General features: G+C 65.2%; 15 protein-coding genes and 2 pseudogenes. 5 read left to right on the top strand and 12 right to left on the bottom strand.

What is annotated here, in order from left to right:
- Window positions 1–29: 29 nt before the first annotated feature.
- The 4 genes and pseudogenes from A9D13_RS02965 to A9D13_RS02955 all read right to left on the bottom strand — a co-directional run.
- Entirely contained in the window at window positions 30–1217 is a 1188-nt protein-coding gene (locus A9D13_RS02965; protein ID WP_066769869.1) for an acetyl-CoA C-acyltransferase family protein, read from the bottom strand.
- Between the two features lie 53 nt (window positions 1218–1270).
- Complete coding sequence (gene mmsB / locus A9D13_RS02960) at window positions 1271–2140, bottom strand: 3-hydroxyisobutyrate dehydrogenase (protein ID WP_066769866.1); 870 nt, start codon at window positions 2138–2140, stop codon at window positions 1271–1273.
- Window positions 2141–2143: 3 nt separating this feature from the next.
- Window positions 2144–2317, bottom strand: a pseudogene (locus A9D13_RS20940) (enoyl-CoA hydratase); the annotation flags it as partial.
- Window positions 2312–2728, bottom strand: a pseudogene (locus A9D13_RS02955) (aldehyde dehydrogenase family protein); the annotation flags it as partial. The pseudogenes A9D13_RS20940 and A9D13_RS02955, both read right to left, overlap by 6 nt.
- Before the next feature lie 87 nt (window positions 2729–2815).
- On the opposite strand from A9D13_RS02955, the gene A9D13_RS21335 reads away from it, so the two are divergent.
- The gene (locus A9D13_RS21335) at window positions 2816–2998 is read left to right on the top strand and encodes a helix-turn-helix domain-containing protein (RefSeq protein WP_342341738.1); all 183 of its coding nucleotides are present in this window, start codon (window positions 2816–2818) and stop codon (window positions 2996–2998) included.
- Window positions 2965–3720, top strand: a complete 756-nt coding sequence (locus A9D13_RS02950) for a LysR substrate-binding domain-containing protein (RefSeq protein WP_308420401.1) — start codon at window positions 2965–2967, stop codon at window positions 3718–3720. Before A9D13_RS21335 ends, A9D13_RS02950 begins: the two co-directional genes overlap by 34 nt.
- A 30-nt stretch (window positions 3721–3750) precedes the next feature.
- Here the strand turns inward: A9D13_RS02950 and A9D13_RS02945 are convergent, their stop codons facing one another.
- Genes A9D13_RS02945 through A9D13_RS02925 form a run of 5 tightly spaced genes read right to left on the bottom strand, consistent with a single transcriptional unit; the run spans window position 3751 to window position 8992 of the window.
- Complete coding sequence (locus A9D13_RS02945; RefSeq protein WP_156521898.1) at window positions 3751–5199, bottom strand: MFS transporter; 1449 nt, start codon at window positions 5197–5199, stop codon at window positions 3751–3753.
- A 2-nt stretch (window positions 5200–5201) separates the two neighbouring features.
- A complete protein-coding gene (locus tag A9D13_RS02940) occupies window positions 5202–6206 on the bottom strand; it encodes an MDR family NADP-dependent oxidoreductase (protein WP_156521897.1) in 1005 nt (334 codons plus the stop codon).
- A 17-nt stretch (window positions 6207–6223) separates the two neighbouring features.
- Window positions 6224–6754, bottom strand: a complete 531-nt coding sequence (locus A9D13_RS02935) for a DUF1993 family protein (protein WP_066769862.1) — start codon at window positions 6752–6754, stop codon at window positions 6224–6226.
- Window positions 6755–6791: 37 nt separating this feature from the next.
- Window positions 6792–7658, bottom strand: coding sequence for a carboxylating nicotinate-nucleotide diphosphorylase (gene nadC / locus A9D13_RS02930; protein WP_066769860.1), 867 nt, complete (start codon window positions 7656–7658; stop codon window positions 6792–6794).
- A complete protein-coding gene (locus tag A9D13_RS02925) occupies window positions 7655–8992 on the bottom strand; it encodes a Rieske 2Fe-2S domain-containing protein (RefSeq protein WP_066769850.1) in 1338 nt (445 codons plus the stop codon). The genes nadC and A9D13_RS02925 overlap by 4 nt, the downstream gene beginning before the upstream one ends.
- A gap of 141 nt (window positions 8993–9133) precedes the next feature.
- Between A9D13_RS02925 and A9D13_RS02920 the strand changes: the two genes are divergently transcribed.
- Window positions 9134–10321, top strand: a complete 1188-nt coding sequence (locus A9D13_RS02920; RefSeq protein WP_066769848.1) for a Gfo/Idh/MocA family protein — start codon at window positions 9134–9136, stop codon at window positions 10319–10321.
- Entirely contained in the window at window positions 10318–11310 is a 993-nt protein-coding gene (locus A9D13_RS02915) for a substrate-binding domain-containing protein (protein ID WP_066769846.1), read from the top strand. Before A9D13_RS02920 ends, A9D13_RS02915 begins: the two co-directional genes overlap by 4 nt.
- Before the next feature lie 63 nt (window positions 11311–11373).
- Here A9D13_RS02915 and A9D13_RS02910 read toward each other — a convergent pair whose 3' ends face one another.
- Window positions 11374–12432: an alcohol dehydrogenase catalytic domain-containing protein gene (locus tag A9D13_RS02910; RefSeq protein WP_066769841.1), complete on the bottom strand. Its 1059-nt coding sequence runs from the start codon at window positions 12430–12432 to the stop codon at window positions 11374–11376.
- Between the two features lie 224 nt (window positions 12433–12656).
- On the opposite strand from A9D13_RS02910, the gene A9D13_RS02905 reads away from it, so the two are divergent.
- Entirely contained in the window at window positions 12657–13193 is a 537-nt protein-coding gene (locus A9D13_RS02905; RefSeq protein WP_172808078.1) for a TetR/AcrR family transcriptional regulator, read from the top strand.
- 7 nt (window positions 13194–13200) lie between these two features.
- Here the strand turns inward: A9D13_RS02905 and A9D13_RS02900 are convergent, their stop codons facing one another.
- Complete coding sequence (locus A9D13_RS02900; RefSeq protein ID WP_229665487.1) at window positions 13201–13950, bottom strand: glutathione S-transferase N-terminal domain-containing protein; 750 nt, start codon at window positions 13948–13950, stop codon at window positions 13201–13203.
- Window positions 13951–13966: 16 nt separating this feature from the next.
- The gene (locus A9D13_RS02895; protein ID WP_066769835.1) at window positions 13967–14731 is read right to left on the bottom strand and encodes an SDR family NAD(P)-dependent oxidoreductase; all 765 of its coding nucleotides are present in this window, start codon (window positions 14729–14731) and stop codon (window positions 13967–13969) included.
- Between the last annotated feature and the right edge of the window lie 41 nt (window positions 14732–14772).

The following is a 14772-nucleotide window of genomic DNA, read 5'->3' as shown; positions in this document are numbered from 1 at the left end:
CATTCCCGGGCGCGCGCACGCCGTGACGGTCACATCGCCTCGATCACCATCGCGATGCCCTGCCCGCCACCGATACACATCGTCATGAGGCCGTAACGGCCACCGGTGCGGCGCAGTTCGTACATCGCCTTGATGGTCAGAATCGCGCCCGTCGCGCCGATCGGATGACCCAGCGAGATGCCCGAACCGTTGGGATTGGTCTTCGCCGGATCAAAACCGAGCAGTTTGGCCACCCCGCAGGCCTGCGCCGCGAAGGCTTCGTTCAATTCGATCACGTCGATCTGATCGAGCGTCAGGCCCGCGCGGGTGAGCGCCACCGGAACCGCCTTGACCGGGCCGAGCCCCATCAGCGACGGTTCGACGCCGGCGTGCCCCCAGGACAGGATGCGCGCCATCGGCTTGAGGCCCCGCTCGGCCACGACCTTGCCGCTTGCCAGCACGATCGCGCCGGCGCCATCGTTGATGCCCGAGGCATTGCCGGCGGTGACGGTCCCGTCTTTCTTGAACACCGGCTTCAGCCCGGCCATCGCCTCCATGCTGGCATCGCCGCGGACGTGCTCGTCAGTGTCGAACACGACCGTGCCCTTGCGCGATGCGATTTCGATCGGGACGATCTGATCCTTGAAATAGCCGCCCGACACCGCCGCTGCGGCGCGGCGATGGCTTTCTACCGCGGCCTCGTCCTGCGCGGCGCGCGAGATGCCGACCTTTTCGGCGACGTTTTCCGCCGTCACGCCCATATGATAGTCCCCGAACGGATCGTGCAGCGCGCCCAGCATGGCGTCGAGCAGCACAAGGTCGCCCATCTTGCGGCCCTTGCGACCGGTCAGCAGCATGTGCGGCGCATTGGACATGCTTTCCGCGCCGCCGCCGATGGCGATGTCGAATTCGCCGAGCGCCAGTCCTTGCGCCGCCGAGACGATGGCCTGCAGGCCCGAACCGCACAGGCGGTTGACGTTCATCGCCGGCGCCTCAATCGAGATGCCTGCATTCACGGCGGCCATGCGGCTAATGTAGACGTCCTTGGGCTGGCTCGGTACGACGTTGCCAATCACCACATTTTGGACGTCGCTCGCGGCGATGCCGGCGCGGGCGATGGCTTCGCGGATGACGATCGCACCCAGCTCCGCCGGCCGGAACGACGACAGCCCCCCGCCGAAACTGCCGATGGCAGTGCGGACACCGGACACGATGTAGATGGCTTTGTCTTCGTTCACGGCGGGTTTCCCTTCCGAAATGCTGCGCAGGGCTGACCTTCGCGCAAGAGATGTCAAAGGCTCTGGATGATGCCCGAGAAATCGACGTCGCCGTTCCCCGCTGCGACCCAGGCGCTGTAAAGCTCGAAGGCGCGCTTGCCCATCTCGGCATCGATCCCGGCGGTCCCGGCCGCCTCCATCGCCAAGCCGAGGTCCTTGAGCATCAGCGCCCCCGCGAAGCCCGGCTTGTAGCCGTTGTCGGCCGGGCTCTGCGGCCCGACACCGGGCACCGGGCAATAGCTGGTGACCGACCAAGACTGGCCCGAAGAAACCGAGATGATTTCGTAGAAGCGCTGCGGATCGAGGCCCAGCTTCTGCGCCATCGCGAAAGCCTCGGTCGTGCCGATCATGTGGATGCCGAGCGCCATGTTGTTGCAGATCTTGGCGGCTTGCCCCGCGCCGGCACCGCCAGCATGGATCACCGCCTTGCTCATAATGGCAAGGATCGGTTCGGCGCGGGCAAAGGCCTCGTCCGATCCGCCGACCATGAAGGTCAGCGTGCCCGCGTTGGCAGCGGCAATCCCGCCCGAAACCGGCGCATCGACCGCCTCGTAGCCCGCGGAGCAGGCTGCTTCGCCCACCGCCTTGGCGGTGGCTACATCGATGGTCGAACAGTCGAGCAGGAGCGCCGAGACTGGCGCCACGCCGATCACGTCGGTGCGGTAGACGCTGTCGACGATCTTGCCGTTGGGCAGCATCGAGACCACCGCATCGACCCCGTCAACCGCCTCGCGGACCGAGGTGAACGCGGTGCACCCGGCCTCCTCGGCCCGCGCCAGGGCAGTGGGCGCAAGGTCAAAAGCGCGGACCTCGTGGCCCGCCTGGGCCAAATTCGCGGCCATTCCGCCGCCCATGTTGCCAAGTCCGATGAATGCGATTTTCATGTCCTATCGTCCTTTCCACTCGCCGGGGCGCCTCTCGACGAAGGCCGCCATGCCTTCGCCCTTGTCTTCGATCGCCGTCAGGATCTGGAATATCCGGCGTTCGGCCGGCAGGCCCTCGTCGAGCGTCGTCTCGAGGGCGATGTTGACCATTTCCTTGTTCATCATGGCGGCGAGCGGCTGGTGTATCGAATAAACGTCGATGCCGGACCCGGCGCCCTGGGTGTACTCGCCCTTCAGCACCTGCGGGATGCCGCAGGCGAACGCGATCACTTCGAGCCCGCGCTGGATATCGCCATGCGCGTCGTCTACGACCTTGCCATGCTCGCCCGACAGCAGCTCGGCGAGCACCTGTTTGTTGGCTTCGACCAGCCGCTTGAATTTGAACATCACCCGGGTGCGCCTTTGCGGATTCGTCGCGGCCCCCTCGGGCTGGGCTGTCTTCGCCGCATCGATCGTACGCTGGAGGAGCTCGGCATCGCCAATGGCGACCTCGGCCTGCACTTCGCCGGTCGACGGGTTCCAGACCTGGTGCTTGCGTGCGCCGGTGGCTTTGGATCCGCCGACAGCGAAATGATCGATCTGACTGATGGTGAATTCTCTCCGAAAAGTATCCGGCCCCCTGTCATGCGATATTTTTGCAGGCAAGGTGAGATTTTGCGTTTATAAACTGCATTTATGCAGGTCATAACTGACTGGTACGATCTTCAGGTCTTCCTCGCGCTTTCGCGAACCAACCGGCTTGCCAGCGCGGGCGCCGCGCTCTGCGTGGACGGCACAACCGTCAGAAGGCGGCTCAGCAGGCTCGAGGCGCGGCTGGGACGACCTTGTTCGAACAGGGCAATTCCGGGCAGGTGCTGACCGAGGCGGGCGAGCGGCTGCTGCCTTTCATCGAGGCCATGGCCCAGGCGGCCGCGGTGGTGAACGAGGCGAACCGCCCCGGCGCAAGCAATCGCCTGACAGGCATCTTGCTGCTCAGCGTCAGCGAAGGCTTCGGCAGCTGGTTTCTTGCCGCCCACGTTCCCGAATTCGTCGCGGCCCATCCAGACCTTGTCATCGACCTCGTTGCGACTACCGGCTTTCTCAGCCTGACCAAGCGCGAGGCCGACATGGCGATCATGCTGTCGCGCCCGAAGGGCGGCCCGGTGATCGCCAGCAAGCTCAGCAATTACGCGCTTCGCCTCTATGCCAGCAAAGACTACCTGGCTCGCCACGCGATGCCGCGCGAAGCGGGCGATCTGGTCGCCGGCCACCATCTCATCGGCTACATCCCGGACCTGATCTACGCGCCGGAACTGCGCTACCTCGACGAGATTTATCCCGACCTTCCCCTGTCCTTGCGCTCGTCGAGCATCAATACCCAGCACCAGCTCATCGCGGCAGGATCGGGCATCGGGGTGCTGCCGTGCTTCATCGGCGATCTCGATCCCCGGCTGGCCCCGGTCCTGCCGGACAAGCGCATCGAACGCACATTCTGGCTCGTCACCCACAAGGACACACACCAGCTTGCCCGGATCAAGGCGGCGCGCGAATGGATCATCGGTGTGGCGGCGAGCCAACGCCACCGCCTGTTGCCGCCCTGATCCTGCGCTTGCCGCTATGAACGCTTCGGTTCAGCCCTTGCGCTTCGCCAGCAGCCGGGCATTGGCGGCGGCGAAGGCCAGCATCACCAGCACCAGCGCGGCCCACAATGGCACGACACTTCCGGTGCCGAACAGGCCAAGACACAACGCGGCCAATGCGGCCCCAAGCATCTGCCCGGTCACGCGCGCGGCCCCTTGCATCCCGGCTGCCGCGCCGCTGCGGCGGACGTCGCTGGCCAAGATCATGATGCTGTTGTTGGGGGTCTGGAACAGCCCGAAGCCGGCACCGCTGACGAAAGCGCCGGCGGCCAGCAAGGCCACTCCTCCTAGGCCTGCGAATGCCGCCAGCAGCGCCATGCCCGCGGCAAATACCGTCAACCCGCCCAGCCCGATTGTCGAGAGCGGATATTTAAGCCGGGCCGAGACCAGCGCCCCCAGCGCGATCCCTACTGGCCAGGCGGACAGGATCGTGCCGATCGTCGTCGCGCTGTAGCCGTGGACGGCGTGCAGGAAGAAAGGCAGCGCGATCATCGCCACCATCTGCGCGGCAAAGACGCAGATCGACGCGGCATAGGACAATCTGAGGGCCGTCACCCTGAGCAGGTCGAGCGGGAGCAGCGGTGCCGGATCGTTGCGCAAGCGGCGTACAAGGAGCGCGATGCCGCCGCAGCCGAGGGCCAGCGACGAAGCGGCAGACCAGTGGATCGCGGGCTGAACCAATTCGGTCAGGCCATAGCCGATCAGGCCCATCGAGAGCGCCGTCAGCACCGCGGCACGACCGTCGATCCGATCGACCGAACCGGACTGGCCCGGCAGGGTGCGCAGGCCCAGTAGCAGCGACAACAGCGTCAGCGGAATCTCCAGCCCGAACAGCAGCCGCCAGCCACCCATCGTCAGCAGCAGCCCCGCTGCCGCCGGCCCTGCCGCCGAAGAGATTGCCGCCATCATCGCGTTGACGGATATCCCCTTACGCAGATCGGGGCCAGGATAGATGAACCGCACGAGCGCGCCGTTGACCGCCATGACCCCGGCCGCACCCAGGCCCTGAGCAAGTCTTGCCATCATCAGCAGCGCGAAATCCGAAGACAGATAGCACGCGACAGATCCGGCCAGGAACAGCCCCAAGCCAGCGAGGTAGACCTTGCGATAGCCAATCGCCTCGCCCAGCGCGGCAAGTGGCAGCAGGGTGGCCACGATCACGATCAGGAAGCTGTTGACGATCCAGGTCGATGCCGCTGCCGAAAGGCCGAGGTCGCGCGCCATCGCCGGCAGGGCGACCGCGATCATCGCGGTGTCGAGCGTCATGATCACGACCGCCAGGATCACCGCCGAAGCTGCGATCGCGCGGCGCGGCATCGGCAGGCCGTCGATCTCCGGGGGAATTGCGCTGCTGGCGCCGCCAGCCTCCGGCGCGCCGGTGCTCACCGGTCCGCCATCCTCGCGGCGGTCGATCGGGGCATCGGCGGGATCGCGCAACACGGTCAACCGACCCTCACCAGGGTCTTGCCCTGGCGAACTCCGGCCAGCAGATCAACGAAAGCGTCGGGCACGGCTTCGATCCCGTCGAGCACATGGATCTGCGCGCTGATCGCCCCGGACCGCAGCCAGCCGCCGACCGCGCGCTGGAACTTGGGCCACAACCTCGTGTGCTCGAAGGCATCGAAGGAGCGCAGCGAAACCTGGCTGGTCAGCATCTGCTTGGTCCAGCCGCCGTGACGCTCGCTAAGCGGCTCGAGCGCATCGTAAGCCGAAACCATGCCGGCAATGACGACCCGTCCGCCCTTGGCCATGACGCCCAGCGCGGCGTCGAGTTGCTGCCCGCCGACATTGTCGAAGAACAGGTCGATGCCGTCGGGCGCGGCGGCGGACAACTGCCCGGCGATCTCGCCATCGCGGTAATTGATCGCCGCGTCCGCGCCCGCGACCTCGCGCAGCCAGGCGCATTTCGCCTCCGACCCGGCGCTGGCGATCACCCGGCAGCCCGTGATCCGCGCCATCTGCGTCACGAGGCTGCCCACCGAGCCCGCGGCCGAGGAAACGAAAACCGTCTCACCCGGACGGAGCTGGCCGATCTCGAACAGGCCGACATAAGCGAAGAAGCCGCCGACCCCGAGCGCGTCGGCGTGCCATTCGAGCGGATCGTCGGTCGGCGGGATGAGGCGCGCGTTGGCGCCGGTCGATATTGCCCAGTCGCGAAACCCGCCGTGGTGCGCGACGATCGCGCCCTCGGGAAAGTCAGGGTGGCGGCTCTCGGTCACGGTTCCGATCGCGAAGCCGAACAGCGCGGCGTTGAGCGGCGCAGTGCCGTCGGCGAAGAACACCCTGCGGACCGGATCGAGCGCGATCAGCCGGTTGCGAACCAGGAACTGTCCCGGCTGGAGTGGCGGCACCGCGACCGTCGCGATGCCGAGATCGTCGGCTGCCATGCGCGCACCGGGACGGCGCAGCAGGTGGACTTCCCGCGCCGTCGCCGGCCTCTGCGCCATGTCCGACGCCCCGGCGCTCACGCGACCTTGAACCGGGCGAAGGGCATGTAATCGGCTTTGCCGATTGCGATCCCCGCGGCGCGCAGGATGGCGTAGGCAGTCATCACATGAAAGTAGAACTGGTGCATGGCCCAGTCGCGGACATATTGCTCGCCGGTCATGGCGAAGGTGCCATTGGGCTGCTCGATCCGCACCATCGCATCACCGAGCGGGGTCGGGTTTGCCGCGGGTGCAGTTTCGAGGATGGCGATGGCATCCGCAACCCGCGCGCGCGCAGCAGCGAGGGTTCCGGGATTGTCGGGATCGAGCCCGGCCATCACATGGGCGACGACACTTTCGGGGACCGGTTCGCCGCGCAGGCGATGGGGAATTTCCAGCGCATGGTAGACCGCGAAACAGACCTGCGTGGCCAGAGGATACATGTCCGGGGCTAGCCGCGCGCTCATCAGTTCATCGGCGTCCTTGCCGCCCTGATCGGCGGCCTTTTCCAGCAGTGAGTCCAGCGTGCGCAGGGTGCCGGAAAAGGTTTCGGCGACGGAGAGCTGCACTGTATTATCCTTGGTTGGAGCCGTGACCGGCTTGCGGTCAGGCGGCTGTCGGCGAGTAGTCGAGACCGATGTCGGCTGCCGGGGAACTCTGGGTAATCCGGCCGACCGAGACGTAGGTCACCCCGGTCAGCGCGATATCGCGGATTGTATTGAGCCGGACGCCGCCCGACGCCTCAATCGGCACCCGCCCGGCAACCACCCGGACCGCTTCGCGCAATGTGGCAAGGTCCATGTTGTCGCACAGCAGCCGGTCGGCGCCTGCCTTGAGCGCCGGTTCGATCTGGTCGACCGTATCGACCTCGACCTGAACCTCGAGCCCGGTGTTCGCCGCCTTGGCGGCTGCGACCGTCGCGGCCACGCCGCCGCGCGCCGCGATGTGGTTGTCCTTGATGAGGATGCCGTCGTCGAGCCGCATCCGGTGGTTCTGCGCGCCGCCCATGCGGGCCGCATATTTCTCGATCACGCGCAGGCCCGGAATCGTCTTGCGCGTATCGAGCAGAATGCAGCCGGTGCCCGCGATGGCGTCGGCATATTCGCGCGTCACCGTGGCGATGCCGCTGAGGTGTTGTAGCGTGTTGAGCGCCGAGCGTTCGGCGGCGAGCATCGGCCGCGCCAGCCCGGCAAGGCGCAGGATCGGGGTTCCCGCATCCACAGCCTCGCCGTCCTTGGCGACAAATTCGATTTCGACCGCGGGATCGAGCCTGCGGAAGAACGCCGCTGCCAGCTCCAGCCCGGCCACCACGATTGGCTGGCGGGCGGCCAGAACGGCCGAAAAGCGCATGTCCGGCGGGATTGTGGCGTTGCTCGTGGCATCGCCCGCGCCGAGGTCTTCACCGAGAACCATCTCGACGAAGGCAGAAAGAGCGCCATCATCGAGACCGGCAGCGGTTGCCGCTTCCATCATGCGACGCTTTCGGCAGCTTCTACCGTGCGACCCTTTCGGGCGGCTTGATTGGCCCGGATGCGCAGTTCCTCGTCGGAAACATTGAGATTGCGCCAGTCGTCGCCCTTGGGGACCATGCCCTCGAACGACATCAACTTGCCATGCGGGACGCGCGGCTCAACCGTGCCGATCGCGGCTTCGCCTTGCTGCACCGCCTGGGCGGCGCGGTACATCTGGGTGCGGAAGGTGAAGATCGCCTTGTCGCTCGACCCGAGGCGATCTTCGCTGCGATCGGCGATGGCGCCCATTGATTCCCACATCGCCATGTCCTGCGTCGGGATGCCGTAGATGCCGGTGAAGTCCCCCTGCTTCATCGCGTCGCGGTCCTGCAGGTAGTTGTTTTCTGCGTTGCGAACCTTGCGGAAGGTCACAGGCTCGACGTCCTTGCCCACTTCCGCCCCGCAGAAGCGGCGCCATTCGTCCTGTCCGATGCCCTTGGTCGGATGCCAGGCGATCCAGTAAAACATGGTGTTCACATCGTCGATCGGCACCAGCATCTGGCTGAGGTGATAGCGGTCGTTCGAGGGAATATGCACGGTGAACGGCGCGACGAACAGCGTCATGCGGACATAGTCCTGCTTGTCGGCATCGACGATCGGCTTGCGGATCGCGACATAGCGGAAACCGAACGGCGTCTTCTCCACCTCGATCCGGGGTGCCTTGTCGGCCGACGGGCGCAGCCAGGCGGTGTCTGTCGCGGTCGACCCGGCGACGTCGAGCGCGGCCGGCATGTTGGAGGAATGCAGGCTCGAACTGTGCGCGGAATCGATCGAGCCTTCGAGCACCTGCGCCCAGTTGCACGCGCCGTGCATCTTGACGATGCTGATCTTGTCGTCCGGGGCGGCGGCCCAGTTCGGCGGATCGAATTCGGCAACATTGCCGGGATCGCCCATCCACACCCAGATGAAGCCGCCAGCTTCGCGGACCGGATATGCTTTGGTCTTCATCGTGCTGCGCAGCTTGGCGTCGACCGGTTCGGACGACATGTCGACTGCGTTGCCGTCAACGTCGAACTTCCAGCCGTGGTAGAGGCAGCGCAGGCCGCATTCCTCGTTGCGACCGAACGAGAGCGACGCGCGGCGGTGCGGGCAGAATTCGTCGAGCGCGCCGACGCGACCATTGGTGTCGCGGAACACCACCATGTCCTCGCCCAGCAGCCGCACCTTAAGCGGCGTGCCGTCGGGTTCGGCCACTTCCTCGATCATGCAGGCTGGCATCCAATGCTGGCGCATCAGCTGCCCCATCGGCGCAGCGCCTTCGACACGGCAGAGAAGATCGTTCTGTTCGGGCGTCATCGAGACCTCCAGAGGCAAAATTGCGCGGACCGTGTACCGACTCGCTCACGCTCCTTGCACATACTTCTATATAGATGTATTGTGCTTTGCAAGCACCCGCATTCTCGGGCGTCGTCGACTTCTTCGCGAAAGGACAGTTGCGTGAACACCATCCGCCTGGGGGTTGTGGGCCTAGGGCGCGGCTTTGTCCTCACCCTGCCCGCGCTGCGCCGCGATCCGCGCATTGCCCTGGGCGCGGCGTTTGACCCGCGGCCCGAAGCAAGCGACCGGTTCGCCGCCGAATTTTCCGCGACGGGGTATGCCTCGCTCGACGACCTGCTCGCCGATAGCGCGATCGACGCGGTTTACATCGCCTCCCCGCACGAATGGCACGCCGCACAGGCGATCGCTGCACTGGCGGCCGGCAAGCACGTCCTTGTCGAAAAGCCGATGGCCGTATCGGTCGCTGAATGCGCCGCCATGGTGCGCGCTGCCGAAGATGCCGGACGCTTCCTGATCGTCGGTCCCAGCCATGGCTTCGACGAGCCTGTGCGCAGCGCCGCGACCCTCATCGCCTCGGGCCGGTTCGGACGGGTGCGCATGGTCACGGCGCTCAACTTCACCGATTTCCTGTACCGGCCGCGACGCCCTGCCGAACTCGATACCAGCCGCGGTGGCGGCGTCGTCTACAGTCAGGCCGCGCACCAGGTCGATGTCGTGCGCCGCCTGGTCGGCCAGCCGGTCACCGGCGTGCGCGCGTTCGTCGGTTCCTGGGACGCGGCCAGGGGTTGCGAGGGAGCTTACCAGGCGCTGCTCGATTTCGCCGACGGCAGCGGCGCGTCGCTGACCTACAGCGGCTATGCCCACTATGACAGCGACGAACTGGTTGGCTGGATATCGGAGCTGGGCTACCCTAAACAACCGGGACGCCACGCCGCCACACGCGAGGCCATCGCCGGGCTCGACAGGGCCGGACAGGAAGCCGCGAAGCTCGGCCGCACCTTCGGGCCGCGTTTCGCCGAAGATCCCCCCGCCCCGCATCACGAACATTTCGGCTTAATCATCGCCAGCTGCGAACGGGCTGACCTGAAGATCCTCCCGACCGGGATCGAGATCCACGGCGACGAGGGGACGGATTGGCTGGCCGTCGATCCGCCTGCCGCCCCCCGGGCCGCGGTGATCGACGAACTGGCCAAGGCGGTTCTCGATAGCGCACCACCGGTCCACGGGGGGCGATGGGGCCTCGAAACCGTGGCTTGCTGCGCGGCGATCCTCGAATCTGGCCGTTCGGGCGCAGCGGTCGATCCGCAAACCATCATTTCGAACGCATTGGAGCAAACGACACCATGAGCAGACTCAGTCTTTCCTTCGCCTGCTGGGGCTATGATCGCACGCAGGCCCTGCAGAACGGCACGGTCCGGCCCGATGGCATCGACCTCAACTTCCAGGTGCTCGACGTCGAAGAGACGTTCTTCCGGATGCTGCGCAACCGCGAGTTCGACGTCGCCGAACTGTCGATGTCGTCCTATTGCGTGACCCTCGGCCGCGACAATCCGGACTTCATCGCCATCCCGGTGTTCCCGTCGCGCTTCTTCCGCCATTCCTGCATCTTCGTCTCGAGCCGCAGCGGCATCGAAAAGCCGCAGGATCTAGTCGGCAAGCGCATCGGCGTGCCCGAATACCAGATGACCGCGCCGGTCTGGATTCGTGGGATATTGCAGGACGAATACGGGGTCGAACCCGCTTCGGTCACCTATCTGAGCGGCGGCGAGGAGGAGCCGGGGCGCGAGGAAAAGCTCAAGCTCAATCTTCCGCCCCACTTCAAGCTGGAGCCGATCGGCCCCACCCAGACGCTCAGCCGGATGCTGGCCGACGGCGAGATCGACGCGTTCTACACCGCGCGGGCACCATCGACCTTCTACAGCGAGCCGCAGAACGTGCGCCGCCTTTTCCCCAATTTCGTCGACGTGGAAAAGGCCTATTTCGCCAAGACGAACATCTTCCCGATCATGCACGTCGTCGCCATCCGCCGCGACGTCTACGAGAAGAACCGCTGGATCGCGCAGGCGCTGTACAAGGCCTTCAGCGAGGCCAAGCGGCTGGCGAGCGAGGAACTACTGATTTCGGCCTCACTCAAGACTATGCTGCCTTGGCAGATCGCAATGGTGGAAGAAACGATCGCCACCATGGGCCGCGAGTGGTGGCCCTATGGCATCGAGAATAACCGCCATGTGGTGGAAACCTTCACGCGCTATCACCACGAACAGGGGCTGTCGCCACGCGTGCTGACCATCGAGGAAATGTTCGCGCCGGAGACCTTCGCAGAATTCCGAATCTAATCCTGACAAAAGCGCGTGATGATCCCTCCACCACTGGGCGGAGGGATCATCTTCACGGTCGGATCATGGCCTGATCAGTGCTTTGATGATCCCGCTGTCCTTGGCACTGAAGTCGGCCCAGGCCCCGTCGATGTTCTCCAGCGCGTATTCGTGCGTGAAATAATCGCGCGGGCTGACTTCGCCATCGAGCAGCATCTGCAGGGCCTGTTCGGTCGCCATGGCGACATTGGCGGTGCCTTCCATGCGAATGTTGATGTTGCGCAGCGAGGCGATGAACGGGTCCATGCGGATCTCGGGCACCGCAAAGCAGCCCAGGCCGACGATCGTACCGCCGGGCCGAATCAGCGACAGGGCCGCGCCGATGCTTTCGTTCGAGCCGACGACCTCGATAACCCGGTCGAACCCGCTCCGGCCGGCTTCCGCGCGGGCGCGGTCCAGCCAGTCCGCCTCGTCGATATTGATGGCGACCACTCCCTTGGCGGCGGCCACGGCAAGGCGATGCGGCACCCGGTCGAGCACCACCACCCGGCCGGGCTGACGCTTCAGGACGAGATCGAGCGTCATTAACGCGGTCGGCCCGCAGCCGACGATGGCGATGGTTTCACCCGGCTTGAGGCCAGCAGCCTCAACTCCGAGGAGGGCGGTCGGCAAATTGCAAGAAAGCGTGATGGCATCGGCTGCGGCGATGGAATCCGGCACGATCCGGGCGTTAACATCGGCAAGATGAACGATTGCCGCCTCCGCGTGGCTGCCGCCCAGATTGCCCGAGGCAGGGCCGTATCCATAACAGGCATTTTGAGTCGTTTCGCAGTGCCCAGTCATGCCGATCTCGCACATCGCGCAGTGATGGCACGCCAGCGAGAACGGCGTGGTGATGCGGTCACCCTTGCGGAAGCGGGCGACGTCCTTGCCGACGTCGATTACCCTGCCGAGGATTTCATGCCCGGTGACATGCCCGCCCGGGACCAAGGCATCGAACGGCCCCTCGTAAAGGTACAGGTCCGACCCGCAGATCGAGGTCGCTTCGATCGCGACGATCATCTGGTCGGGGGAGGAAATGACCGGATCGGGAACGTCCTCGCAACGAATGTTGCCGCGGCTGTGGAAGATGGATGCTTTCAAGATAAGGCTCCCGATTGGTTTAATGTAGCGCTCGCTATATTAATTGCTGGCGCGGCCATCAAGCTTTATGTATCAAGCATTACATTTTTCTGGCGGGTGACGTTCCCCGCGCAACGAGCGAGGTCGCGCAGGTGTCATCCCCAGGCTCGGACCCGAAACCTTCCTCGGGCACGACCCTACCGCGCAGGCGGGGCCGGCCCCAGCAATTCAATGCGCAGGACGGCGTGGCAATCGCCGCCCGTCTGTTCCACCGTGCCGGTTATGAAGGCGTCAGCGTCGCGGATCTGACGCAGGCGCTGAAGATCAACCCGCCCAGCCTCTATGCCGCCTATGGCAGCAAGCTGGGTCTGTTCGAGCGCGCAATCCGGGCTTACGCGGCGGATGAGCTGGCACAGGTACAGCAGGCGCTGCGTGCCGAGCGGTCAGCTGCCGAAGCCCTTGGCGGCCTGCTCGAAACAGCCGCGATCCGCTATTCGTCCCGACCGGCCACCCCTGGCTGCATGATCGCAACGGCCCTGCAATCGCACGATGACGCCGCACGGGGCATTGCGGTCACGCTGACGCGCCAGAACGAAGCTCTACTCGAAGAGTACCTTTGGCCATCGGCATCGCCCGGCAAGGCAAGAACGATCGTGCAGTTCGTCATGCAGAACCTGCGCGGGCTCTCGCTCAACGCGCGGCTTGGCTATTCAAGCGATGATCTGGTGCGCAGTGCACGGATCGCGGCTGGGGCGGTCAGCGACCTGCTCGAGACGCCATAGCCGGAGATCACTGTTGGCACGGCGCTTCAAGCAAGCGTTCGCCGAAAGCATTGGACCACTGTTCCGGCGTCAGCCTCATGCGCTTCTTAAGCATTTCGGGTGGGATCGCGGCATCGCCGTGCAGCACGCGAGCGTAGGCAGGCCGTTCATCGAGCGTCTCCTTCCAGCGTGCGATAGCCGGAAAGTCCGACAGATCGCCCGCACCGGCCGTGATCCAGGGCCAGCATGCGATGTCGGCAATCGAATAGTCGCCGGCAAGGAACTCATTGTCCTGCAGCCGGGCCTCCATTACCCGCAGCAGGCGCGTACCTTCGTTGGTGTAGCGTTTGATCGCATACTCGATCTGCTCCGGGGCATAGCGCAGGAAATGGCCGGCTTGGCCCAGCATCGGCCCAAGGCCGGCCGCCTGCCAGAACAACCATTGCGTCACCGCGCTGCGCCCGCGCGGATCGGACGGAAGGAACCTCCCCTCCTTGTCGGCGAGATATTGCAGGATCGCGCAGGATTCGAAAACGGCGATCGGCTCGCCGCCGACCGCCGGGGCGTGATCGACGATAGCTGGCACCTTGAAGTTGGGATTGATCCGGGCAAATTCCGGGGTGAAATGGGCTCCCGCCAGCAGGTCGTATCCGACGATCCGGTACGGCACCCCCAGCTCTTCCAGCAGGATCACGACCTTTTGCGGATTGGGAGTGATATTCCCATGAAGTTCGATCATGCAGGCATACTCTTTCTCATTACGGCGTCGGCGGCGCAAACGCCAGCCCACTACATCAAGGCACAGAGAAGCCGCCGTCGGCGAACAGCGTCGCCCCTGTGACGAACGACGCGGCGTCTGACAGCAGCCAGACGATGGCCGCGGCGATTTCCTCTGGCCGGCCAAGGCGCCCCACCGGATGCGCTGCCTTCATCGCCTCCAGAAACCCCTCGTAGGCGCCGGTCGCAATGGCATTAGAAACCATCGGCGTATCGACGATCCCCGGCATGACCGCGTTGACCCGAACCCCGGCCCGGGCATAGTCCACTGCGGCAGCCCGCGTGATGCCCACGACACCATGCTTCGATGCGACGTACGGCCCCATATTCGGCGAAGCAGTCGCGCCAAGGGCCGATGCGACGTTGACGATCGAGCCCCCTGCTCCCGCCGCCAGAATGGCGCGTAGCTCGTGCTTGACGCAATAGTACATGCCATTGAGATTGACGCCGAGGACGCGATCCCAGTCGCCGGAATCGATTTCGGCGAACGGAACCGGCGCTGTACCTATCCCGGCGCAGTTCGCCGCACCGTGCAGCCCACCGAAACTTGTCAGCGCCAGATCGACCGCACGTGCCACGTCGTCTTCGCTGGACACGTCGGTTCGCAAAAAGCGCGCCCGCCCGCCTGCCGAAGAGATCTGATCCGCAACAGCCTCACCCGCCGGGTCGAGGTCCGCGAGCAGGAGCGCCGCCCCTGCGGCGTGAAGGGACTGGGCCGTTGCCTTGCCGATGCCGCTGGCGGCGCCGGTCAGAATAATCACTTTCCCGTCCAGCCGTTCCATCTAAACCCACCTTCCAGAATCCAGACGCAACCCAGCCATGG

The organism is Croceicoccus mobilis, assembly GCF_001661965.1.
GTDB lineage: Bacteria > Pseudomonadota > Alphaproteobacteria > Sphingomonadales > Sphingomonadaceae > Croceicoccus > Croceicoccus mobilis.
The sequence above is the reverse complement of the archived record's forward strand: the minus strand, read 5'-3'. Positions and strand labels throughout refer to the sequence as shown.